This is a genomic window from Mycobacterium sp. 1423905.2 (genome assembly GCF_001673155.1).
Taxonomy (GTDB): Bacteria; Actinomycetota; Actinomycetes; order Mycobacteriales; family Mycobacteriaceae; genus Mycobacterium.
In genome coordinates this window covers 49,409-65,138 of record NZ_LZLE01000325.1, presented here as the reverse complement: position 1 = coordinate 65,138, position 15,730 = coordinate 49,409, and the positions used below count along the sequence as shown (strand labels likewise).

General features: G+C 67.8%; 16 protein-coding genes. 7 read left to right on the top strand and 9 right to left on the bottom strand.

Annotation, left to right across the window (positions count from 1 at the left end):
• Positions 1 to 12: 12 nt before the first annotated feature.
• Positions 13 to 1,353 carry a two-component system sensor histidine kinase PrrB gene (gene prrB / locus A9W95_RS22165; protein WP_067417925.1) on the top strand — a complete coding sequence of 447 codons (1,341 nt, stop codon included), beginning with the start codon at positions 13 to 15 and terminating at the stop codon, positions 1,351 to 1,353.
• Here prrB and A9W95_RS22160 read toward each other — a convergent pair.
• Genes A9W95_RS22160 through A9W95_RS28105 form a run of 3 tightly spaced genes read right to left on the bottom strand, consistent with a single transcriptional unit; the run spans position 1,350 to position 3,328 of the window.
• Positions 1,350 to 2,027, bottom strand: coding sequence for a hypothetical protein (locus tag A9W95_RS22160; RefSeq protein ID WP_067417815.1), 678 nt, complete (start codon positions 2,025 to 2,027; stop codon positions 1,350 to 1,352). The two genes, prrB and A9W95_RS22160, sit on opposite strands and share 4 nt — an antisense overlap.
• Positions 2,024 to 2,209: a hypothetical protein gene (locus A9W95_RS22155; protein WP_067417812.1), complete on the bottom strand. Its 186-nt coding sequence runs from the start codon at positions 2,207 to 2,209 to the stop codon at positions 2,024 to 2,026. Before A9W95_RS22155 ends, A9W95_RS22160 begins: the two co-directional genes overlap by 4 nt.
• A gap of 12 nt (positions 2,210 to 2,221) precedes the next feature.
• Entirely contained in the window at positions 2,222 to 3,328 is a 1,107-nt protein-coding gene (locus A9W95_RS28105; RefSeq protein ID WP_253851734.1) for an OmpA family protein, read from the bottom strand.
• A 107-nt stretch (positions 3,329 to 3,435) separates the two neighbouring features.
• Between A9W95_RS28105 and A9W95_RS22145 the strand changes: the two genes are divergently transcribed.
• Both A9W95_RS22145 and A9W95_RS22140 read left to right on the top strand, forming a co-directional pair.
• A complete protein-coding gene (locus A9W95_RS22145; protein WP_067417809.1) occupies positions 3,436 to 3,699 on the top strand; it encodes a DUF2630 family protein in 264 nt (87 codons plus the stop codon).
• A gap of 3 nt (positions 3,700 to 3,702) precedes the next feature.
• Positions 3,703 to 5,262 (top strand): NAD(P)/FAD-dependent oxidoreductase, encoded by a 1,560-nt coding sequence (locus A9W95_RS22140; RefSeq protein ID WP_067417806.1) that lies wholly within the window; start codon positions 3,703 to 3,705, stop codon positions 5,260 to 5,262.
• Positions 5,263 to 5,280: 18 nt separating this feature from the next.
• Here A9W95_RS22140 and A9W95_RS22135 read toward each other — a convergent pair whose 3' ends face one another.
• The 3 genes from A9W95_RS22135 to pdxH form a co-directional block, all read right to left on the bottom strand.
• Positions 5,281 to 6,573 carry a citrate synthase gene (locus tag A9W95_RS22135; RefSeq protein ID WP_082983263.1) on the bottom strand — a complete coding sequence of 431 codons (1,293 nt, stop codon included), beginning with the start codon at positions 6,571 to 6,573 and terminating at the stop codon, positions 5,281 to 5,283.
• Positions 6,574 to 6,645: 72 nt separating this feature from the next.
• Positions 6,646 to 8,007 (bottom strand): MFS transporter, encoded by a 1,362-nt coding sequence (locus A9W95_RS22130; protein WP_172826685.1) that lies wholly within the window; start codon positions 8,005 to 8,007, stop codon positions 6,646 to 6,648.
• Positions 8,008 to 8,048: 41 nt separating this feature from the next.
• Positions 8,049 to 8,708 (bottom strand): pyridoxamine 5'-phosphate oxidase, encoded by a 660-nt coding sequence (gene pdxH, locus A9W95_RS22125; RefSeq protein WP_067417800.1) that lies wholly within the window; start codon positions 8,706 to 8,708, stop codon positions 8,049 to 8,051.
• A 73-nt stretch (positions 8,709 to 8,781) separates the two neighbouring features.
• On the opposite strand from pdxH, the gene A9W95_RS22120 reads away from it, so the two are divergent.
• Positions 8,782 to 9,903 (top strand): citrate synthase 2, encoded by a 1,122-nt coding sequence (locus A9W95_RS22120; protein WP_067417797.1) that lies wholly within the window; start codon positions 8,782 to 8,784, stop codon positions 9,901 to 9,903.
• Here A9W95_RS22120 and A9W95_RS22115 read toward each other — a convergent pair.
• Positions 9,900 to 10,181, bottom strand: a complete 282-nt coding sequence (locus tag A9W95_RS22115; RefSeq protein WP_067417916.1) for a hypothetical protein — start codon at positions 10,179 to 10,181, stop codon at positions 9,900 to 9,902. The two genes, A9W95_RS22120 and A9W95_RS22115, sit on opposite strands and share 4 nt — an antisense overlap.
• Positions 10,182 to 10,381: 200 nt before the next feature.
• Here A9W95_RS22115 and A9W95_RS22110 point away from each other — a divergent pair, with 200 nt between their 5' ends.
• Positions 10,382 to 10,840 carry a VOC family protein gene (locus A9W95_RS22110; RefSeq protein ID WP_067417913.1) on the top strand — a complete coding sequence of 153 codons (459 nt, stop codon included), beginning with the start codon at positions 10,382 to 10,384 and terminating at the stop codon, positions 10,838 to 10,840.
• Here A9W95_RS22110 and A9W95_RS22105 read toward each other — a convergent pair.
• Positions 10,837 to 12,528, bottom strand: a complete 1,692-nt coding sequence (locus A9W95_RS22105; protein WP_067417794.1) for an FAD-dependent oxidoreductase — start codon at positions 12,526 to 12,528, stop codon at positions 10,837 to 10,839. The two genes, A9W95_RS22110 and A9W95_RS22105, sit on opposite strands and share 4 nt — an antisense overlap.
• Positions 12,529 to 12,534: 6 nt before the next feature.
• Positions 12,535 to 13,557, bottom strand: a complete 1,023-nt coding sequence (locus A9W95_RS22100; RefSeq protein ID WP_067417791.1) for a diiron oxygenase — start codon at positions 13,555 to 13,557, stop codon at positions 12,535 to 12,537.
• A 183-nt stretch (positions 13,558 to 13,740) separates the two neighbouring features.
• On the opposite strand from A9W95_RS22100, the gene serC reads away from it, so the two are divergent.
• The gene (serC, locus tag A9W95_RS22095; RefSeq protein WP_067417788.1) at positions 13,741 to 14,859 is read left to right on the top strand and encodes a phosphoserine transaminase; all 1,119 of its coding nucleotides are present in this window, start codon (positions 13,741 to 13,743) and stop codon (positions 14,857 to 14,859) included.
• A gap of 115 nt (positions 14,860 to 14,974) precedes the next feature.
• The gene (gene sepH, locus A9W95_RS22090; RefSeq protein ID WP_067417785.1) at positions 14,975 to 15,727 is read left to right on the top strand and encodes a septation protein SepH; all 753 of its coding nucleotides are present in this window, start codon (positions 14,975 to 14,977) and stop codon (positions 15,725 to 15,727) included.
• Positions 15,728 to 15,730: the final 3 nt, after the last annotated feature.

The following is a 15,730-nucleotide window of genomic DNA, read 5'->3' as shown; positions in this document are numbered from 1 at the left end:
GCTGTGACGGCGATGAATTTGTTGTCGCGCATGTTCGCCCGCACGCCGTCGTTGCGGACCCGGGTGGTGGTCGCGACGGCCATCGGCGCGGCCATCCCGGTCCTCATCGTGGGCATCGTCGTCTGGGTCGGCATCACCCTCGACCGCAAGGAACGCCTGGACCGGCGCCTAGACGAGGCGGCCGGCTTTGCGATCCCGTTCGTTCCGCGTGGCCTGGACGAGATTCCGCGTTCGCCCAACGACCGTGACGCGCTGATCACCGTGCGCCGCGGCAACGTGGTGAAGTCCAATTCCGACGTCACCCTGCCCAAGCTGTCCGCCGACTACGCCGACACCTACGTCAACGGGGTGCGCTACCGGGTGCGCACGGTGGAGATCCCGGCTCCCGAACCGACGTCGATGGCGGTGGGTGCGACCTACGACGCCACCATCGCCGAGACCAACAACCTGCACCGGCGGGTGCTGCTGATCTGTACGTTCGCCATCGGCGCGTCGGCTGTCTTTGCTTGGTTGCTGGCCGCGTTCGCGGTGCGACCGTTCAAGCAACTCGCCGAGCAAACTCGGTCCATCGACGCCGGTGACGAGGCGCCACGGGTCGAAGTGCACGGCGCCAGCGAAGCCGTGGAAATCGCCGAGGCGATGCGAGGCATGCTGCAACGCATCTGGAACGAGCAGATCCGCACCAAGGAGGCGCTGGCCTCGGCGCGCGATTTCGCCGCGGTGTCGTCCCACGAACTGCGCACCCCACTCACGGCGATGCGCACCAATCTCGAGGTGCTGTCCACCCTGGACCTGCCCGAAGACCAGCGCAAAGAGGTGCTCAACGACGTCATCCGTACCCAATCGCGCATCGAGGCCACGTTGAGTGCGCTGGAGCGGCTGGCTCAGGGCGAACTGTCCACCTCCGACGACCATGTTCCGGTCGACATCACCGACCTGCTGGACCGCGCCGCGCACGACGCCACTCGCATCTACCCCGACACCGACGTCTCCCTGGTGCCGTCGCCGACCTGCATCATCGTCGGTATGCCGGCCGGGTTGCGGCTGACCGTTGACAACGCCATCGCCAACGCCGTCAAACACGGCGGCGCCACCAAGGTTCAGCTGTCGGCGGTCAGCTCTCGAGCCGGTGTGGAGATCGCGGTCGACGACAACGGCACCGGTGTGCCCGAAGAGGAGCGTCAGGTGGTCTTCGAGCGCTTCTCCCGCGGGTCGACGGCGTCGCATTCGGGTTCTGGCTTGGGGCTGGCCCTGGTGGCTCAACAAGCTCAGCTGCATGGCGGGACCGCGTCGCTGGAAAACAGCCCGCTGGGCGGGGCTCGACTGGTGTTGCGGCTACCCGGCCCGAGTTAGCCGGACCCGCCGGACCCGCTGATGCTGCCGCGCTTGCGGCGCGCGCTCTTGCACCAGGGCGTGAAGAATGCGCGCGCGGCCGATTCCTCGTCGGTGAACCACACCTGGGCGATTACCCGTTCGTACGTCGGGTCGTTGGGGGTGTAGTAGAGCCTGGTGTCCGAGCGGCCCTTCACCAGCCACCCGGGCGGCCCACTGCCGTCGGGTTCGGCGCGGGCCGAGCCCGGACCGTACGGCGCGAACGGCGCGGTCGGGATCTTCGTCGTCCGCGCTTCTTTGCGCTTGCGAACCTTGTGCGGCACCCGGTCCTTCGACCCCGGGATCCTGGTGGTCGGCGCCTCCCGCCCGACCGGAAGCCGTTTCGTCACACCGTCTTTGCTAGCGGGCGCCTTCTTCGCCGGTACCGCCTTCTTGGCCGGCAGTTTCTTGCCCGGCGGCACTCTCTTGGCCGGAACCTTCGTCGGTTCTTTGGCGACGACCTTCTTGTTCGGTCGGGTAGCCGGGGCCGTCTGCGGCGCACGCGGCGGCTTCGGCGGGGCCGGTGCCCGCTTGGCGACGGGCCGGACCACCGATGCCGGCACCCGCTGGGCGACCGGGCGGACCATCAGCGCCACGGTCAGCACCATCCCGAGCAGGAACGCCAGCGAGACCAACCACCAGTGCACGTGCATCACGGCGTCCCAAGTTGCGTCGGGTCCAGCACTTCGGTCGGCGAGTCGTCATGCGGCGGCTCAGCCGCCGCAGCGCCGCCGCCTGCCGACATTCTGTTGAATACCACGGTGACGACGCCCCAGGCCACACCCGAGCCCGCCGCAAAGGCGACCAGGTAGCACAACCACTGGAGCACGAAGTCCACCCGTCAGCCTCCTCAGCCCACCACGATCTCGACGCGGCGGTTCTTCGCGCGCCCCTCGGCAGTGTCGTTGCTGGCGACGGGATTGGTCGACCCCAGGCCCTTGGTGGTGATGTGATCGGTCGCGACGCCGTGGCTGACCAGGAAGTCGGCCACCACGCCGGCGCGCTGCGCGCTGAGCGGGATGTTGATGCCTTCGGTGCCGCTGTTGTCGGTGTAGCCGTTGAGCGTCACCCGTGCACTCGGGCAGGCCTTGAGCTTGTCGGCCACCTGGGTCAAGATCTGGCTGTTCTCCGGCGTCAAGGTGACCCCATCATTGCCGAACACGATCGTCCCGCCGCTGGTGATGGCGTTGATCGCGCCCTGCGGGTCGCTGCAGTTCACCGGGGCCACGGGCGGCGGCGCAGCCGGTGCCGGCGGCGGTGGGAGCGGTGCCGCGGCCGGCGGCGCCGCCGGGGCAGGAGGTGGTGCCGGCGCCGGGGGCGGTGGCGGCGGCGGTGGTGGGGGCGGCGGCGCAGCGGGCTGCCCAGCGACCTGGATGTTGTTCACCACGTTCACCCCGGGCCATGCCGTCGCGGCCGCGCGCTGGATCGCGTCCTTTTGCTGAGGGGTCGCGCCGGTCCCCGTCATCGTGACGGTGTCCTTCTCCACCTTGAGGTTGAAGTCGGCGATCGGCACGCTCGCGGTGAAAACCGGTTGGGCGTTGGAGAAATCGAGGGCACGCACGATCGGGTCGATGCGAACCTGGTCGACGACGTTGACGTCGGGAGTCAGCAGATCTTTGAGCGACTTCATCAACGACGATTTGGCGGTGTCGTCGGGGAAGTCACCGATCAAGGTGAGGCTGCTGCCGCTGCGGCTGACCGACAGCAGCGCCAACGACAACGCCGGGGTGGTGGGGGTGGCGCTGGCTGGCGCGAGGGTGGGCAGGCTGCCCGTCGGCCCGGTGACGTCCAACGGTCGCCCGTAGGCGCCGTAGCCGATGGCAGCAAGCAGGAACGGGATGACCGCCAGCGCAACGAACCAGGGACGGCCGAGCGGATGGCGTTCGAACTTGGGCGGGCGTCGCACCTCGGCGGTGGGCGCCGACGTTTCACGCACACCCGGCTCCAATCCAACCATCACTCCTCCCTCCCCCTTGATTCGAGCAGCAGCAGACCGTGTTGCAGGCGATATGCAGCCTACCGAGTCAAGCCCACCTCACCGGCGATCTCGGGCACACTGGAGCGATGGGTAACGGAGAGAAACCATCGGACAACGACACCTTGGCGCATATCCGCAACCTGGTCGCCCAAGAAAAGCAGCTACGCGCTCAGGTTCAGCAGGGTGACATCAGTGCCGAGGAGGAGCACGCGCGGCTGCGCCGGCTCGAGACCGAACTCGACCAGTGCTGGGACTTGCTGAGACAGCGGCGCGCGTTGCGCGAGACCGGTGGTGACCCGCGCGAAGCCCAGGTCCGCCCGGCCGACGAAGTCGAGGGATACCTCAACTGATCGGTGGCTGACGAATACGACGTCATCGTCGTAGGCGGGGGTCACAACGCGCTGGTGGCGGCGGGTTACCTGGCCCGCGCGGGGCTCCGGGTCCGGCTGCTCGAGCGATTGGCACACCTTGGCGGCGCGGCGGTGTCGGCGCAGGCCTTCGACGGTGTCGAGGTAAGGCTGTCCCGCTATTCCTATCTGGTCAGTCTGCTGCCGCGACGCATCGTCGAGGACCTCGGCGCTTCGGTGCGCCTGGCCCGACGCCGCTACTCCTCCTACACCCCCGACCCGGTGACGGGTGGGCGCTCCGGCCTGCTGATCGGCGCGGACGGCGCGGAAACCTTCCCTGCTATTGGCGCGGCCGCTGACCGCCAGGGGTTCACCGAGTTCTACGGGCGGTGCCGACTGGTCACCGAACGCCTCTGGCCGACGCTGCTCGAGCCGCTGCGCACCCGCGAACAGGTCCGCCGCGGTGCGGGTGCCGGCGACCCCGATGCGGAGGCGGCGTGGCGAGCCATGATCGACGCACCGATCGGACATGCCATCGCCGACGCGGTGGGCAACGATCTGGTCCGCGGGGTGATGGCCACCGACGCGCTGATCGGCACCTTCGCCCGGCTGGACGATCCGTCGCTGCTAGCGAACGTCTGCTTCCTGTACCACGTGCTGGGTGGGGGCAGCGGGGAATGGAACGTCCCGGTGGGCGGCATGGGCGCGGTGAGCTCCGCCCTGGCCGCCGCCGCTACCGGACACGGGGCCGAAATCACAACGGGCGCAGACGTTTTCGTAATCTCCCCAAGCGGGGAGGTCGCCTTCCGTAACGACGGCCAGGAGCATTCGGTGCGGGGCCGGTTCGTGCTGGCCGGTGTCACCCCGACGGTCCTGGCCGGGCTGCTGGGTGCGCCACCGCCGGCCTCGGCGCCCGGGGCTCAGGTCAAGGTGAACATGGTGCTGCGGCGACTGCCCGGGTTGCGCGACGACGCGGTCACACCCGAGCAAGCCTTCGCCGGAACGTTGCACGTCAACGAAACCTGGTCACAACTGGACCGTGCATATGCACGCGCTGCCGGTGGGCAGTTGCCCGAGCCGTTGCCGTGCGAGGCATATTGCCACTCGCTCACCGACCCCAGCATCCTGTCGCCGCGACTGCGCGGCGCCGGCGCGCACACCATGACCGTGTTCGGTCTGCACACCCCGCATTCGGTGTTTGGGGGCGTCGACGGGTTATCCGACCGGCTGACGGAGGCGGTCCTGGCGTCGCTGAATTCGGTGCTCGCCGAACCGATTCAAGACGTGTTGATGCTCGATGCGCACGGCCGACCGTGCATCGAGACGACCACCACCGCCGATCTGCAGCGCACCCTGCGGATGACCGCGGGCCACATCTTCCACGGGGCGTTGTCCTGGCCGTTCGCCGAAGACGACGAACCGCTGGACACCCCGGCGCGGCGCTGGGGGGTGGCCACCGACCACGAGCGAATCATGATGTGCGGGTCGGGCGCCCGGCGCGGCGGTGCGGTCTCGGGGATCGGCGGCCACAACGCCGCGATGGCGGTGCTGGAGTCGCTCGGCTAACTCCGACGCGGCTCGCGGTTAGCGGCCGTCGATCGTGACGTAGTCCCGCTCGGTGTAGCCGGTGTAGATCTGCCGCGGACGGCCGATCTTGCTGTCACCCTCGTCGTGCATCTCGCGCCAGTGCGCGATCCACCCGGGCAGCCGGCCCAGCGCGAACAGCACCGTGAACATCCGGACCGGGAAGCCCAGCGCCCGGTAGATCAGCCCGGTGTAGAAGTCGACGTTCGGGTAGAGCTTGCGCTCGACGAAGTAGTCGTCGGTCAGCGCGGCCTCTTCGAGTTCCTTGGCGATGTCCAGCAGCGGGTCACCGCCCAGCTTGGCCAGGATCTTGTCGGCCTGTTCCTTGACGATCCGCGCGCGGGGGTCGTAGTTCTTGTAGACCCGGTGACCGAAGCCCATCAGCTTGACGCCGGCTTCGCGGTTCTTCACCTTGCGGACGAATTCGCCGACGTCGTCGCCGCTGTCGCGGATCTGCTCGAGCATCTCGAGCACGGCTTGGTTGGCACCGCCGTGCAGCGGTCCCCACAGCGCGTTGATGCCGCCGGAGATCGAGGTGAACAGGTTGGCCCGCGACGACCCGACCAGGCGCACCGTCGACGTCGAACAGTTCTGCTCGTGGTCGGCGTGCAGGATGAACAGCATGTCCAGCGCCCGCACCACCTCGGGGTCGGCCTGGTACGGCTCGGCCGGGAAGCCGAAGGTCATGCGCAGGAAGTTCTCCACCAAAGTCAGCGAGTTGTCCGGGTAGAGGAACGGCTGGCCCACCGACTTCTTGTAGGCGTAGGCGGCGATGGTGGGCAGCTTGGCCAGCAGGCGGATCGTGGACAGTTCCACCTGGTTGTTGTCCATCGGGTCCAGGGCGTCCTGGTAGTAGGCAGACAGCGCGTTGACGACGCTGGACAGCACCGGCATCGGGTGGGCGTTGCGCGGGAAGCCGTCGAAGAACCGTTTGAGGTCCTCGTGCAGCATCGTGTGGCGCTGGATGCGGCCGGTGAACTCCGCGAGTTGGTCGGTGGAGGGCAGCTCGCCGTAGATGAGCAGGTAGCACACCTCAATAAAGGTGGACTTTTCCGCCAGTTGGTCGATCGGGTAGCCGCGGTAGCGCAGGATGCCGGCGTCACCGTCGATGTAGGTGATGGCGCTCTTGCAGGCGGCGGTGTTGACGAAGCCGTTGTCGAAGGTGGTGTAACCGGTCTTGGACAACAGTGAACCCAGCGCAATGCCGTTAGCACCTTCGGTGGCTTGGACGACCTGCAGGTCGATCTCGCCCCCCGGGTACTTGAGAGATGCGGTGTCGTCGTTGTCGGCCACGAGAACCCCTTTGCGCTCTGGCTTGGATGGCTGCCCTAGTCGGTGCGTCATAGCTGAAGGTAGTCGTTATTCCTAACGCGTGCCTTCCCGGGGTCGAGTCTGCAGGTTGGGCACTGAGTTGTCCGGAAATTCGGGACCGGATTCACGCCGTGCGGCGGATCTCGGCGCCTGGTAACGGACGAATGCGGGCGCGGCCAGCGCGGCGATCACCACCCCGATCACCACCAGCGCGCCGCCGCCGGCCGCCGCGGCCGTGGTACCGATCGCGGCCGCCGCGGCACCGTGCACGGTGTCGGCCAACCGCGGCCCACCGCCGACCACGACGGCGAACACGCCTTGCAGGCGGCCGACCAGCTCATCGGAGGCGGCCTGCTGCAGGATGGTCTGACGGAACGCGGCCGACACCATATCGGCGGCGCCGCCGGCGGCCAGGAACACCAGCGCAACCCACAACATCACGCCGGCCCGACCGTGCGCCCAGCCGCTGGCCAGTCCGAAGCCGACCATGGACAGCCCCCACACGACGATCGCGACGATGATCGTCAGGCCCTGCCGACGGATGCGAGGCAGCCAGCCGGAGAACACGCCTCCGGCCACCGCCCCGACCGACATCGCCGCGGCCAGCAGCGCCATCGCCGAACCGCCTTCGATGGGTCCGCCGAAGCTCTGGTGCGCCAGCTGCGGGAACAACGCCCGCGGCATGCCCAGGATCATGGCGATGAGATCCACCACGAATGACATCAGCACCACGGTGTTGCCGGCCAGATAGCGGAAGCCCTCGAGAACCGCGCCCACACCCCATCGCGCCCGGTCGGTGGTCTCCCCGGAATCCCGCGCCGGCATCGGCGAGAGCCGGAAGGTCGCCCAGATCGGCGCCAGGCACGTCACCGTGTCGATGAGATACAACGTGGACAGGTCGACCCACTTGAGCAGCAAGCCGGCCAGCAGCGGACCCGCGATCGCCCCGAACTGGGCGACCGTCATGTTCAGCGAATTGGCCGCGGCCAGTTGGCCTCCCGGCAACATCCGCGGAATCGCCGCCGAACGCGCCGGCGAGTTCACCGCGAAAAAACTCTGCTGCACCGCCAGTAGGCACAGCACCACCCACACGCTGTTCAGCGACATCACGGCCTGCAGCCACAACAGCAGCGAGGAGACCGCCAGCCCGCACGAGGCGACGATCAACAACAAGCGCCGATCCATCGCGTCCGCCCAAGCCCCGCCGAGCAGACCGAACACCACCAGCGGCACCAGCGCGAACAGGCCCGCCAGCCCGACGTAGGCCGAGTTCTGGGTCAGCGCGTAGATCTGCACCGGGACCGCGAAGATGGTGAGGTTTGCGCCGATGACGGTCGGGATGCCGGCCAACCACAGCCGTCGGAATTCGGGTGCGCGCAGCGGCGTGGTGTCAGCCAGAAGCCGCGATCTGCTGATGGTTCGCCCCTCTCCCCCCGGACCGCCGCGGCCCGTCCGTGTCAGGGCTGCAGGCGCTCGATCTGTCCGCCGCTGACTCGAATTCGGTTGTGTACCCGGTTTTCGCGGCCTTGCCAGAATTCCACCACCTCGGGGGCGATGAGGTAGCCGCCCCAATCCGGCGGCACCGGAACGTGTTCGAGATGGGAGAAGCGCGCGGTCACTTCGGCGAGCTGGTCGAGTAACGCCGCCCGCGACGCGATCGGTTGTGACTGATGTGAGGCCCACGCGCCCAACTGCGAGCCGCGCGGCCGCTTGGACCAATACTCCTGGGTCACCACCCGGTCGACTCGCCGCACCGAGCCACGGATGTGCACCTGCCTGCCCAGCGAATACCAGGGGAACGTGGCGGAGGCGTACGGCGTCGCCGCCAGTTCCAGGCCCTTGGCGGAGTCGTAGTTGGTGAAGAAGGTGACCCCGGATTCGTCGGCGTCTTTGCACAACACCGTTCGGCTGACCGGCTTCCCGGCCGCGACGGTGGCCAGCACCATTGCGTTCGGTTCGGCGACGTCGGCGCGTTCGGCGTCGTCCAGCCACCTGCGGAACAACGCCAGCCACCCATCGGCGAGCCAATCCGCATCGAGGTCGGGACTGCCGTCTTTCTCGACGGATCCGTACTCCACGCGCATCGCCGCCAGGTGCTGCTCGTGTGGTCCTGCCATTGGCTCAACGCTACTCGCCGGTTAGTTACCGGCCGGTAGCGACGGCTCCGATCGGGGGTGCGAGAATCTGCCCATGACTGTGGTCCCCGAGGATTTCGTCCCAGGTTTGGAAGGCGTGGTGGCCTTCACCACCAAGATCGCCGAACCCGACAAAGACGGCGGCGCGTTGCGCTACCGCGGTGTCGACATCGAGGACCTGGTGAGTCGACGGGTCACCTTCGGTGACGTCTGGGCGCTGCTGGTCGACGGCGACTTCGGTCGCGGGTTGCCGCCGGCCGAACCTTTTCCGCTGCCCATCCACACCGGTGACGTTCGGGTCGACGTGCAGGCGGGCCTGGCCATGCTGGCGCCCATCTGGGGGTACAAGCCGCTGCTGGACACCAATGAGCCCACGGCCCGCGACCAGCTCGCGCGCGCCTCGGTGATGGCGTTGTCCTACGTCGCGCAATCCGGACGCGGCATCTATCACCCGGCGGTACCCCAGCGCGTCATCGACGAATGTCCCACCGTCACTGCACGATTCATGACCCGTTGGCGCGGCGAGCCGGACCCCAAGCACGTCGAGGCGATCGACGCCTACTGGGTGTCGGCCGCTGAGCACGGCATGAATGCGTCGACGTTCACCGCGCGGGTGATCGCCTCGACCGGAGCGGACGTGGCCGCGGCGCTGTCCGGGGCGATCGGAGCGATGAGCGGTCCTCTGCACGGTGGTGCGCCGGCCCGCGTCTTGCCGATGATCGAAGAAGTCGAGCGCACCGGGGATGCCCGCGGCTTGGTCAAAGGCATCCTGGACCGCAAGGAAAAGCTGATGGGTTTCGGCCACCGCGTCTATCGCGCCGAAGACCCCCGAGCCCGGGTGCTGCGCGCGACCGCCGAGAGGCTGGGCGCGCCGCGCTACGAGGTGGCGCTCGCGCTGGAGCAGGCGGCCCTGGCCGAGTTGCGCGAGCGCCGGCCGGACCGGCCGATCGAGACCAACGTCGAGTTCTGGGCCGCGGTCATTCTCGACTTCGCTGAGGTGCCGGCCAGCATGATGCCGGCCATGTTCACTTGCGGGCGCACCGCCGGGTGGTGTGCGCACATTCTCGAACAGAAGCGGCTGGGCAAGCTGGTCCGCCCGTCGGCGATTTACGTCGGGCCCGGGCCGCGCAGCCCGGAGTCGGTCGAAGGCTGGGACCGGGTTCTCACCCACGCCTAGGGTGCGGCCGCGAGGCCGTGGATCACCGAGGTGACGGCTTGGCCGAACCGGCGTTCCACACAACCCATCAGCCGCGCCACCTGACTGTCGTCGGAGCTGTCGGCGGCGATGGCGAGCACGCGACTAGCGCTGTAGCCGTGCATGATTCGGCTGAGCTGGCCGACGTGGCGGCTGGTGGCCGCCACGCGGTGCCCGGCAGCCAGCAGCGAACGAGCGGCTTCGTAGCCCGCGTCGGTGCCCGCATCCATCACCAAGAAGACTCCGTCATCATTCGGCATGAACCCCAACGTAGGCGCCGGCATCGAGCCACGAAATCCACTGATCGGTCACTTCTTGCCCCGGCGCGGTGGGATATCGCTGTCACCCGATCGGCGGTGCGGACCGTCCGCCGACAGTCCCGCGATGAGTTTTCGTGTCGGCCTCGGTCAGTAGTGTGAGCCCCCGGACGGGCGAACCATCACCTGAAGGAGTGACCACCATGGCCATCACTGTTGAACCCGCGTTGTCCCCTCACCTCGTCGTCGACGATGCCGCTGCGGCAATCGACTTCTACGTCAAGGCGTTCGACGCCGTCGAACTCGGCCGGGTCCCTGGTCCGCAGGGCAAGCTGGTCCATGCCGCACTGCGTATCAACGGCTTCATGGTGATGCTCAACGACGACTTCCCGGAAATGTGCGGCGGCAAGTCGATGACGCCGAAATCGCTGGGCGGCACGCCGGTCACCATTCACCTGACCGTCACCGACGTCGATGCCAAGTTCCAGCGAGCCCTCGACGCCGGCGCCACCGTGGTGGCCCCGCTCGGCGACCAATTCTGGGGTGACCGTTACGGAGTGGTGCAAGATCCGTTCGGCCACCACTGGTCGCTGGGCCAGCCCGTGCGTGAGGTCAGCATGGAGGAGTTGCAGGCCGCGATGTCGGCACAGGCCAACGGCTAGGCACGCAGCCGGGCCAGCAGGCGGCGCCCCAGCGGCGTCGCCTGCTGCGGCGCGCTCGCGGCCGCCGCGAGCAGGTCACCGATGTCGGTGAACTTCTTGCGGGGGCGGTCTTCGGTGCTGCCGGCGGCGATCTCGGCGGCGTCGATGGCCCGCCATCCGGCGGAGTCGACGGCGTCGGGCTGGCGGCTGTGTACCAGCTTGTCCAGCGCCGCGGGCCGAGCGTCCGGGTCGGCCAATCTGCCCGCGTTGAAGTCGGCGACCAACGCCTGCACGGTTTGCAGCGAGCAGGACTTGTTGGTGCCGATGAAGCCGGTGGGTCCCCGCTTGATCCAGCCCGCGACGTACGCGCCGGTCACCGTTTGCCCGGTGCGCGGATCGATCACTCGCCCGGCATCATTGGGGACGACGGCGGCCGCCTCGTCGAACGGCAGGTCGGCAATTGCCTTGCCGCGGTAGCCGATTGAGGTCAGGACGAGGCCGGCCTCCAGCTGGTACACATCGTCGCCGCCGGTGCGGGTGAACTCCACCCCGCTGGCGCGGTCTTGACCCACAACGCGCCGGGGCGTCAGTTGATAGGCCAACCGGATGCGTGGGCGCGACGGCGCAGCCGAACCGTCACCCAGCGTGCTGAGAACGTCGAGCTTCTGGCGCACCAGCGGGTCGGCGGCGGTGGCCAGCGCGTCGATCACCAGCTGCCGATCGGCGGCGTCGAGCACCACCTCGGATGCGGCGGTGAGCCCGATCAACTCCGGCAGGGTGAAGGCGGAGTGGGCGGGTCCGCGGCGGGCGGCGATCACCACCTCCCGGACCGACGACTTGCGGAATGCTTGCAGCGCATGGTCGGCGATATCGGTGCGCGCGAGTTCGTCGGGATCGGCCGTCAGTAGCCGGGCCACGTCCAGCGCGACGTTGCCGTTGCCGATGATGACCGCGCGCTCGTGACGCAAATCGATGGGCAACGCGGCGAAGTCGGGATGCCCGTTGATCCAGGCGACCAGTTCCGTCGCCGTCGCGGTGCCCGGCAGTCCCATGCCGTCGATATCCAGACGACGGTCATCAGGCGCGCCGACGGCATACAACACGGCGTGGTGGTGGGCCAACAGTTCGGCGTGGCTGAGGTGCTTGCCCACTTCGACGTTGAGGTAGAACCGGAACCGCCGGTGCCGGGTTACCCGGTCGAAGAGTCGGGTGACCCGTTTGGTGTTCTGATGATCCGGCGCAACCCCGGCGCGCACCAGCCCGTACGGCGTGGGCAGTTTCTCGAAGACGTTGACCCGCACCCCGTGTTGGGTCAGCAGTTCGTCGGCGGCATACATCGCCGCGGGCCCGGAACCGACGATGGCCACGGTGAGCGGCTGGCGCCGGGGCCGCACTTCCGGCGCCGGCAGCACCGGCGCGAGTTTCGAAGTGGGCGGCAGCTTTTCGTCGGCGGGCCGTTCGGGGTAGAACGACGCGTTGATTTCGATGAACGGCAACTGCTTGGCATCCAGGCGGCTGTCGGGCGCGATGGCTCCGACCGGGCAGGCGCTGACGCAGGCGCCGCAGTCGACGCAGGCCACCGGGTCGATATAGAGCATCTCCGAGGTCGCAAAACCCGGCTCATCCGGTGAAGGGTGAATGCAGTTGACGGGGCACGCGAAGACGCAGGACCCGTCGTTGCAACACGACTGAGTGATGACGTGCGGCATAGAGGCTTACGCGGCGGGGGCGGGCAGGTGCTGACGTTGCGGCTCGCTGCGGTAGCGCGACGGCTTGCCGTTGATCTTGCAGATCCGCCACATCAGCCGCGCCGACCGGGTTTCCATCAGCCCGGTGTCGTAAGCGAGCATTCGGACGTCGGCGAACATGTCGCGCAACCACTTTCGCGATTCCGGTGACCGGAAGAACAATTCCTTCTTGACTTCGCGCGGAATGTCGAACTCGCGCCAGAACTGCTTGGGCGGCACGGTAATGGCATTACACAGCAATCGCATGGTCAGCGGGTAATACAGAGACACCCAGAAGCGTTGCCGCTTGGTCAATTTCGGCAATCGCTTGCGCAGGAACTCGTGCGCGAACGAGATGTGGCGGGCTTCCTCGGCCACGTGAATGGCCATCACTCGCTCCATGATGGGGTGCAGCGACTTACCTTCGCGTAGAACGTTTTTCTGTGTGTGGTCGATCGGCTCCTCACCGGCGAGCACGCCGATGAAGAATGCCACCGGCAACGGGCCGGCGACCAGCGGCACCAAGGGCGAAACCCAGCGCAGCGCCCGAGGCATCCCCGGAACGTCGGCTCCGACGCGGTTGACCATTTCCTGGAACATCATGGTGTGGTTGCACTCTTCGACCGATTCGTGCAGGCAGTAGCGGTATTCCGGGGATCCGTTTGGCACCCAGAACGTGTAGTTCATCAGGCCGCGAATCAAGATGGACTCGAAGTGCAGGCCCACTTTGGCCACGTTGGCCTGCCGCCACATGCCGATCTGGATCTTGCGTTCCTGGGACTGCGCCTGATACCAGGGATGCCGTCCCAGCGGGTCGGTCGCCGGCAGAATCCACCGCGGGTCGTTGTCGGTGACCGCGAATTCCGGTGAATTCCAGTCGATGTCGGTGTAGGGGTTGAAGTTTCGCCGCACCGAGCCGTCGGACAGGGTGGCGAGCATCTCCACATACTCGGCGTCGTCGCGCACTTCCATGTTGTTGCGCCAACGCCGGACCATTCGCGTCCTTGCCATGAGCAGCCTCCTGACGAGGTATACATCGGACGAGTAAAGAACACGGTACCGCCGGTACTGGGAATTATCCAGGGCTGCCGAGCACACTGTGGCCTAGCCCGCAAGCAGCGCGGGGCTGTGACCGGACTCACACCCCTGGGCCGTTCAGCTGCACCGCAGGTTGGCTCACTACCCTTGACTGCCATGGCTGACCAGCTCGAGATTCCCGCAGACCTCAAACCCCGCGACGGCCGATTCGGTTCCGGTCCGTCCAAGGTGCGACCGGAGCAATTGCAGGCGCTGAGCACCACAGCGGCGGCCCTGTTCGGCACCTCGCACCGGCAGGCGCCGGTCAAGAACCTGGTGGGTCGGGTCCGATCCGGACTGGCCGAGCTGTTCTCGCTGCCCGACGGGTATGAGGTCATCCTGGGCAACGGCGGCGCGACGGCATTCTGGGACGCCGCGGCCTTCGGGCTGATCGACCAGCGCTCGTTGCACCTGGCCTACGGGGAGTTCAGCTCGAAATTCGCCTCCGCCGTCGCCAAGAACCCGTTCGTCGGCGACCCGATCATCGTCAAGTCGGACCCGGGCAGCGCGCCGGAACCGCAGACCGATCCGTCCGTCGATGTGATCGCGTGGGCCCACAACGAGACGTCGACCGGGGTGGCCGTGCCGGTGCGCCGTCCGGCCGACTCGGGTGAGGCACTGGTGGTCATCGACGCCACCTCCGGGGCCGGCGGACTGCCCGTCGACATCGCCGAGACCGACGCCTATTACTTCGCGCCGCAGAAGAACTTCGCCAGCGACGGCGGCCTGTGGCTGGCGATCATGAGCCCGGCCGCGCTCTCGCGGGTGGAGGCGATCGCCGGATCCGGCCGCTGGGTGCCCGATTTCCTGTCGCTGCCGATCGCGATCGAGAACAGCGTCAAGAACCAGACCTACAACACCCCGGCGATCGGCACCCTGGTGTTGCTGGCCGAGCAGATCGACTGGCTGCTGGGCAACGGCGGGCTGGACTGGGCGGTCAAGCGCACCGCCGATTCCTCGCAGCGGCTGTATTCCTGGGCCGAGGAGCGCCCTTACACCACCCCGTTTGTCAGCGATCCCGCGTTGCGCTCCCAGGTGGTGGGCACGATCGACTTCGCCGACGAGGTCGACGCCTCCGCCGTCGCCAAGACGCTGCGGGCAAACGGCATCGTCGACACCGAGCCCTACCGCAAACTGGGCCGCAACCAGTTGCGCGTGGCGATGTTCCCCGCGGTGGAACCCGATGACGTCAGTGCGCTGACCCAATGCATCGACTGGGTGGTCGAGCGGCTCTAGCGAAGCCGGGCGGGTCCTCGTCCCGCGTGTCAGCGAGGTTAACGGCGTTTGTCGGTCTAGAGTGCGCACGTATCGGCTCCAGTGCCGACCTGCACGGAGCCTGCGAGGAGAAGCCATGCGGGAACTCAAGGTGGTTGGGCTCGATGCCGACGGCAAATACCTCATCTGCGAGGACGCCGGCGCCGCAGAGCAGTTCAAGTTGCCCGCAAACGACCGACTGCGGTCCTTGCTGAAAGACGCGACAATGCCCGAACAGCCGCCGCTGGACATCAAGGTCACCAACATGCTCAGCCCCAAGGAGATCCAGGCCCGGATCCGTGCGGGCGCCTCGGTCGAGCAAGTGGCCGCCGCCTCCGGCTCGGACATAGCCCGCGTTGAGCGGTTCGCCCACCCGGTGTTGCTGGAACGTTCCCGCGCGGCCGAGCTGGCCTCCGCATCTCACCCAGTGCTGGCCGACGGCCCTTCGGTGCTCACCCTGCTCGAGACCGTCACCGCCGCCCTGGTGGCCCGGGGACTCAACCCGGACCACCTCAACTGGGACGCATGGCGCAACGAAGACGGCCGCTGGACGGTACAACTGGGGTGGCAGGCCGGCCGCTCGGACAACGTCGCGCATTTCCGGTTCACGCCCGGCGCGCACGGCGGCACCGCGACCGCCATCGACGACGCCGCCAGTGAGCTGATCGATCCGGAATTCAAATCTGCGCTACGCCCGCTGGCCCCAGTGGCCCACCTCGCCTTCGACGAGCCGGCGCCACCGACACCCGCCGCCCCGCCCGAGCCACCAACGAGCAGCCGCCGCGGTAAGCCGGCCATCCCGGCCTGGGAAGACGTGCTTCTCGGAGTTCGTTCCAGCGGCCAGCGTTAGTCG

Coding starts and splice junctions, on each gene's coding strand:
- A9W95_RS22105 (WP_067417794.1), bottom strand. CDS start 12,528: ATGCCGCACGTCATCACTCAGTCGTGTTGCAACGACGGGTCCTGCGTC.
- pdxH (WP_067417800.1), bottom strand. CDS start 8,708: ATGGCAGGACCACACGAGCAGCACCTGGCGGCGATGCGCGTGGAGTAC.
- A9W95_RS22110 (WP_067417913.1), top strand. CDS start 10,382: ATGGCCATCACTGTTGAACCCGCGTTGTCCCCTCACCTCGTCGTCGAC.
- serC (WP_067417788.1), top strand. CDS start 13,741: ATGGCTGACCAGCTCGAGATTCCCGCAGACCTCAAACCCCGCGACGGC.
- sepH (WP_067417785.1), top strand. CDS start 14,975: ATGCGGGAACTCAAGGTGGTTGGGCTCGATGCCGACGGCAAATACCTC.
- prrB (WP_067417925.1), top strand. CDS start 13: ATGAATTTGTTGTCGCGCATGTTCGCCCGCACGCCGTCGTTGCGGACC.
- A9W95_RS22145 (WP_067417809.1), top strand. CDS start 3,436: ATGGGTAACGGAGAGAAACCATCGGACAACGACACCTTGGCGCATATC.
- A9W95_RS22115 (WP_067417916.1), bottom strand. CDS start 10,181: ATGCCGAATGATGACGGAGTCTTCTTGGTGATGGATGCGGGCACCGAC.
- A9W95_RS22120 (WP_067417797.1), top strand. CDS start 8,782: ATGACTGTGGTCCCCGAGGATTTCGTCCCAGGTTTGGAAGGCGTGGTG.
- A9W95_RS22100 (WP_067417791.1), bottom strand. CDS start 13,557: ATGGCAAGGACGCGAATGGTCCGGCGTTGGCGCAACAACATGGAAGTG.
- A9W95_RS28105 (WP_253851734.1), bottom strand. CDS start 3,328: ATGGTTGGATTGGAGCCGGGTGTGCGTGAAACGTCGGCGCCCACCGCC.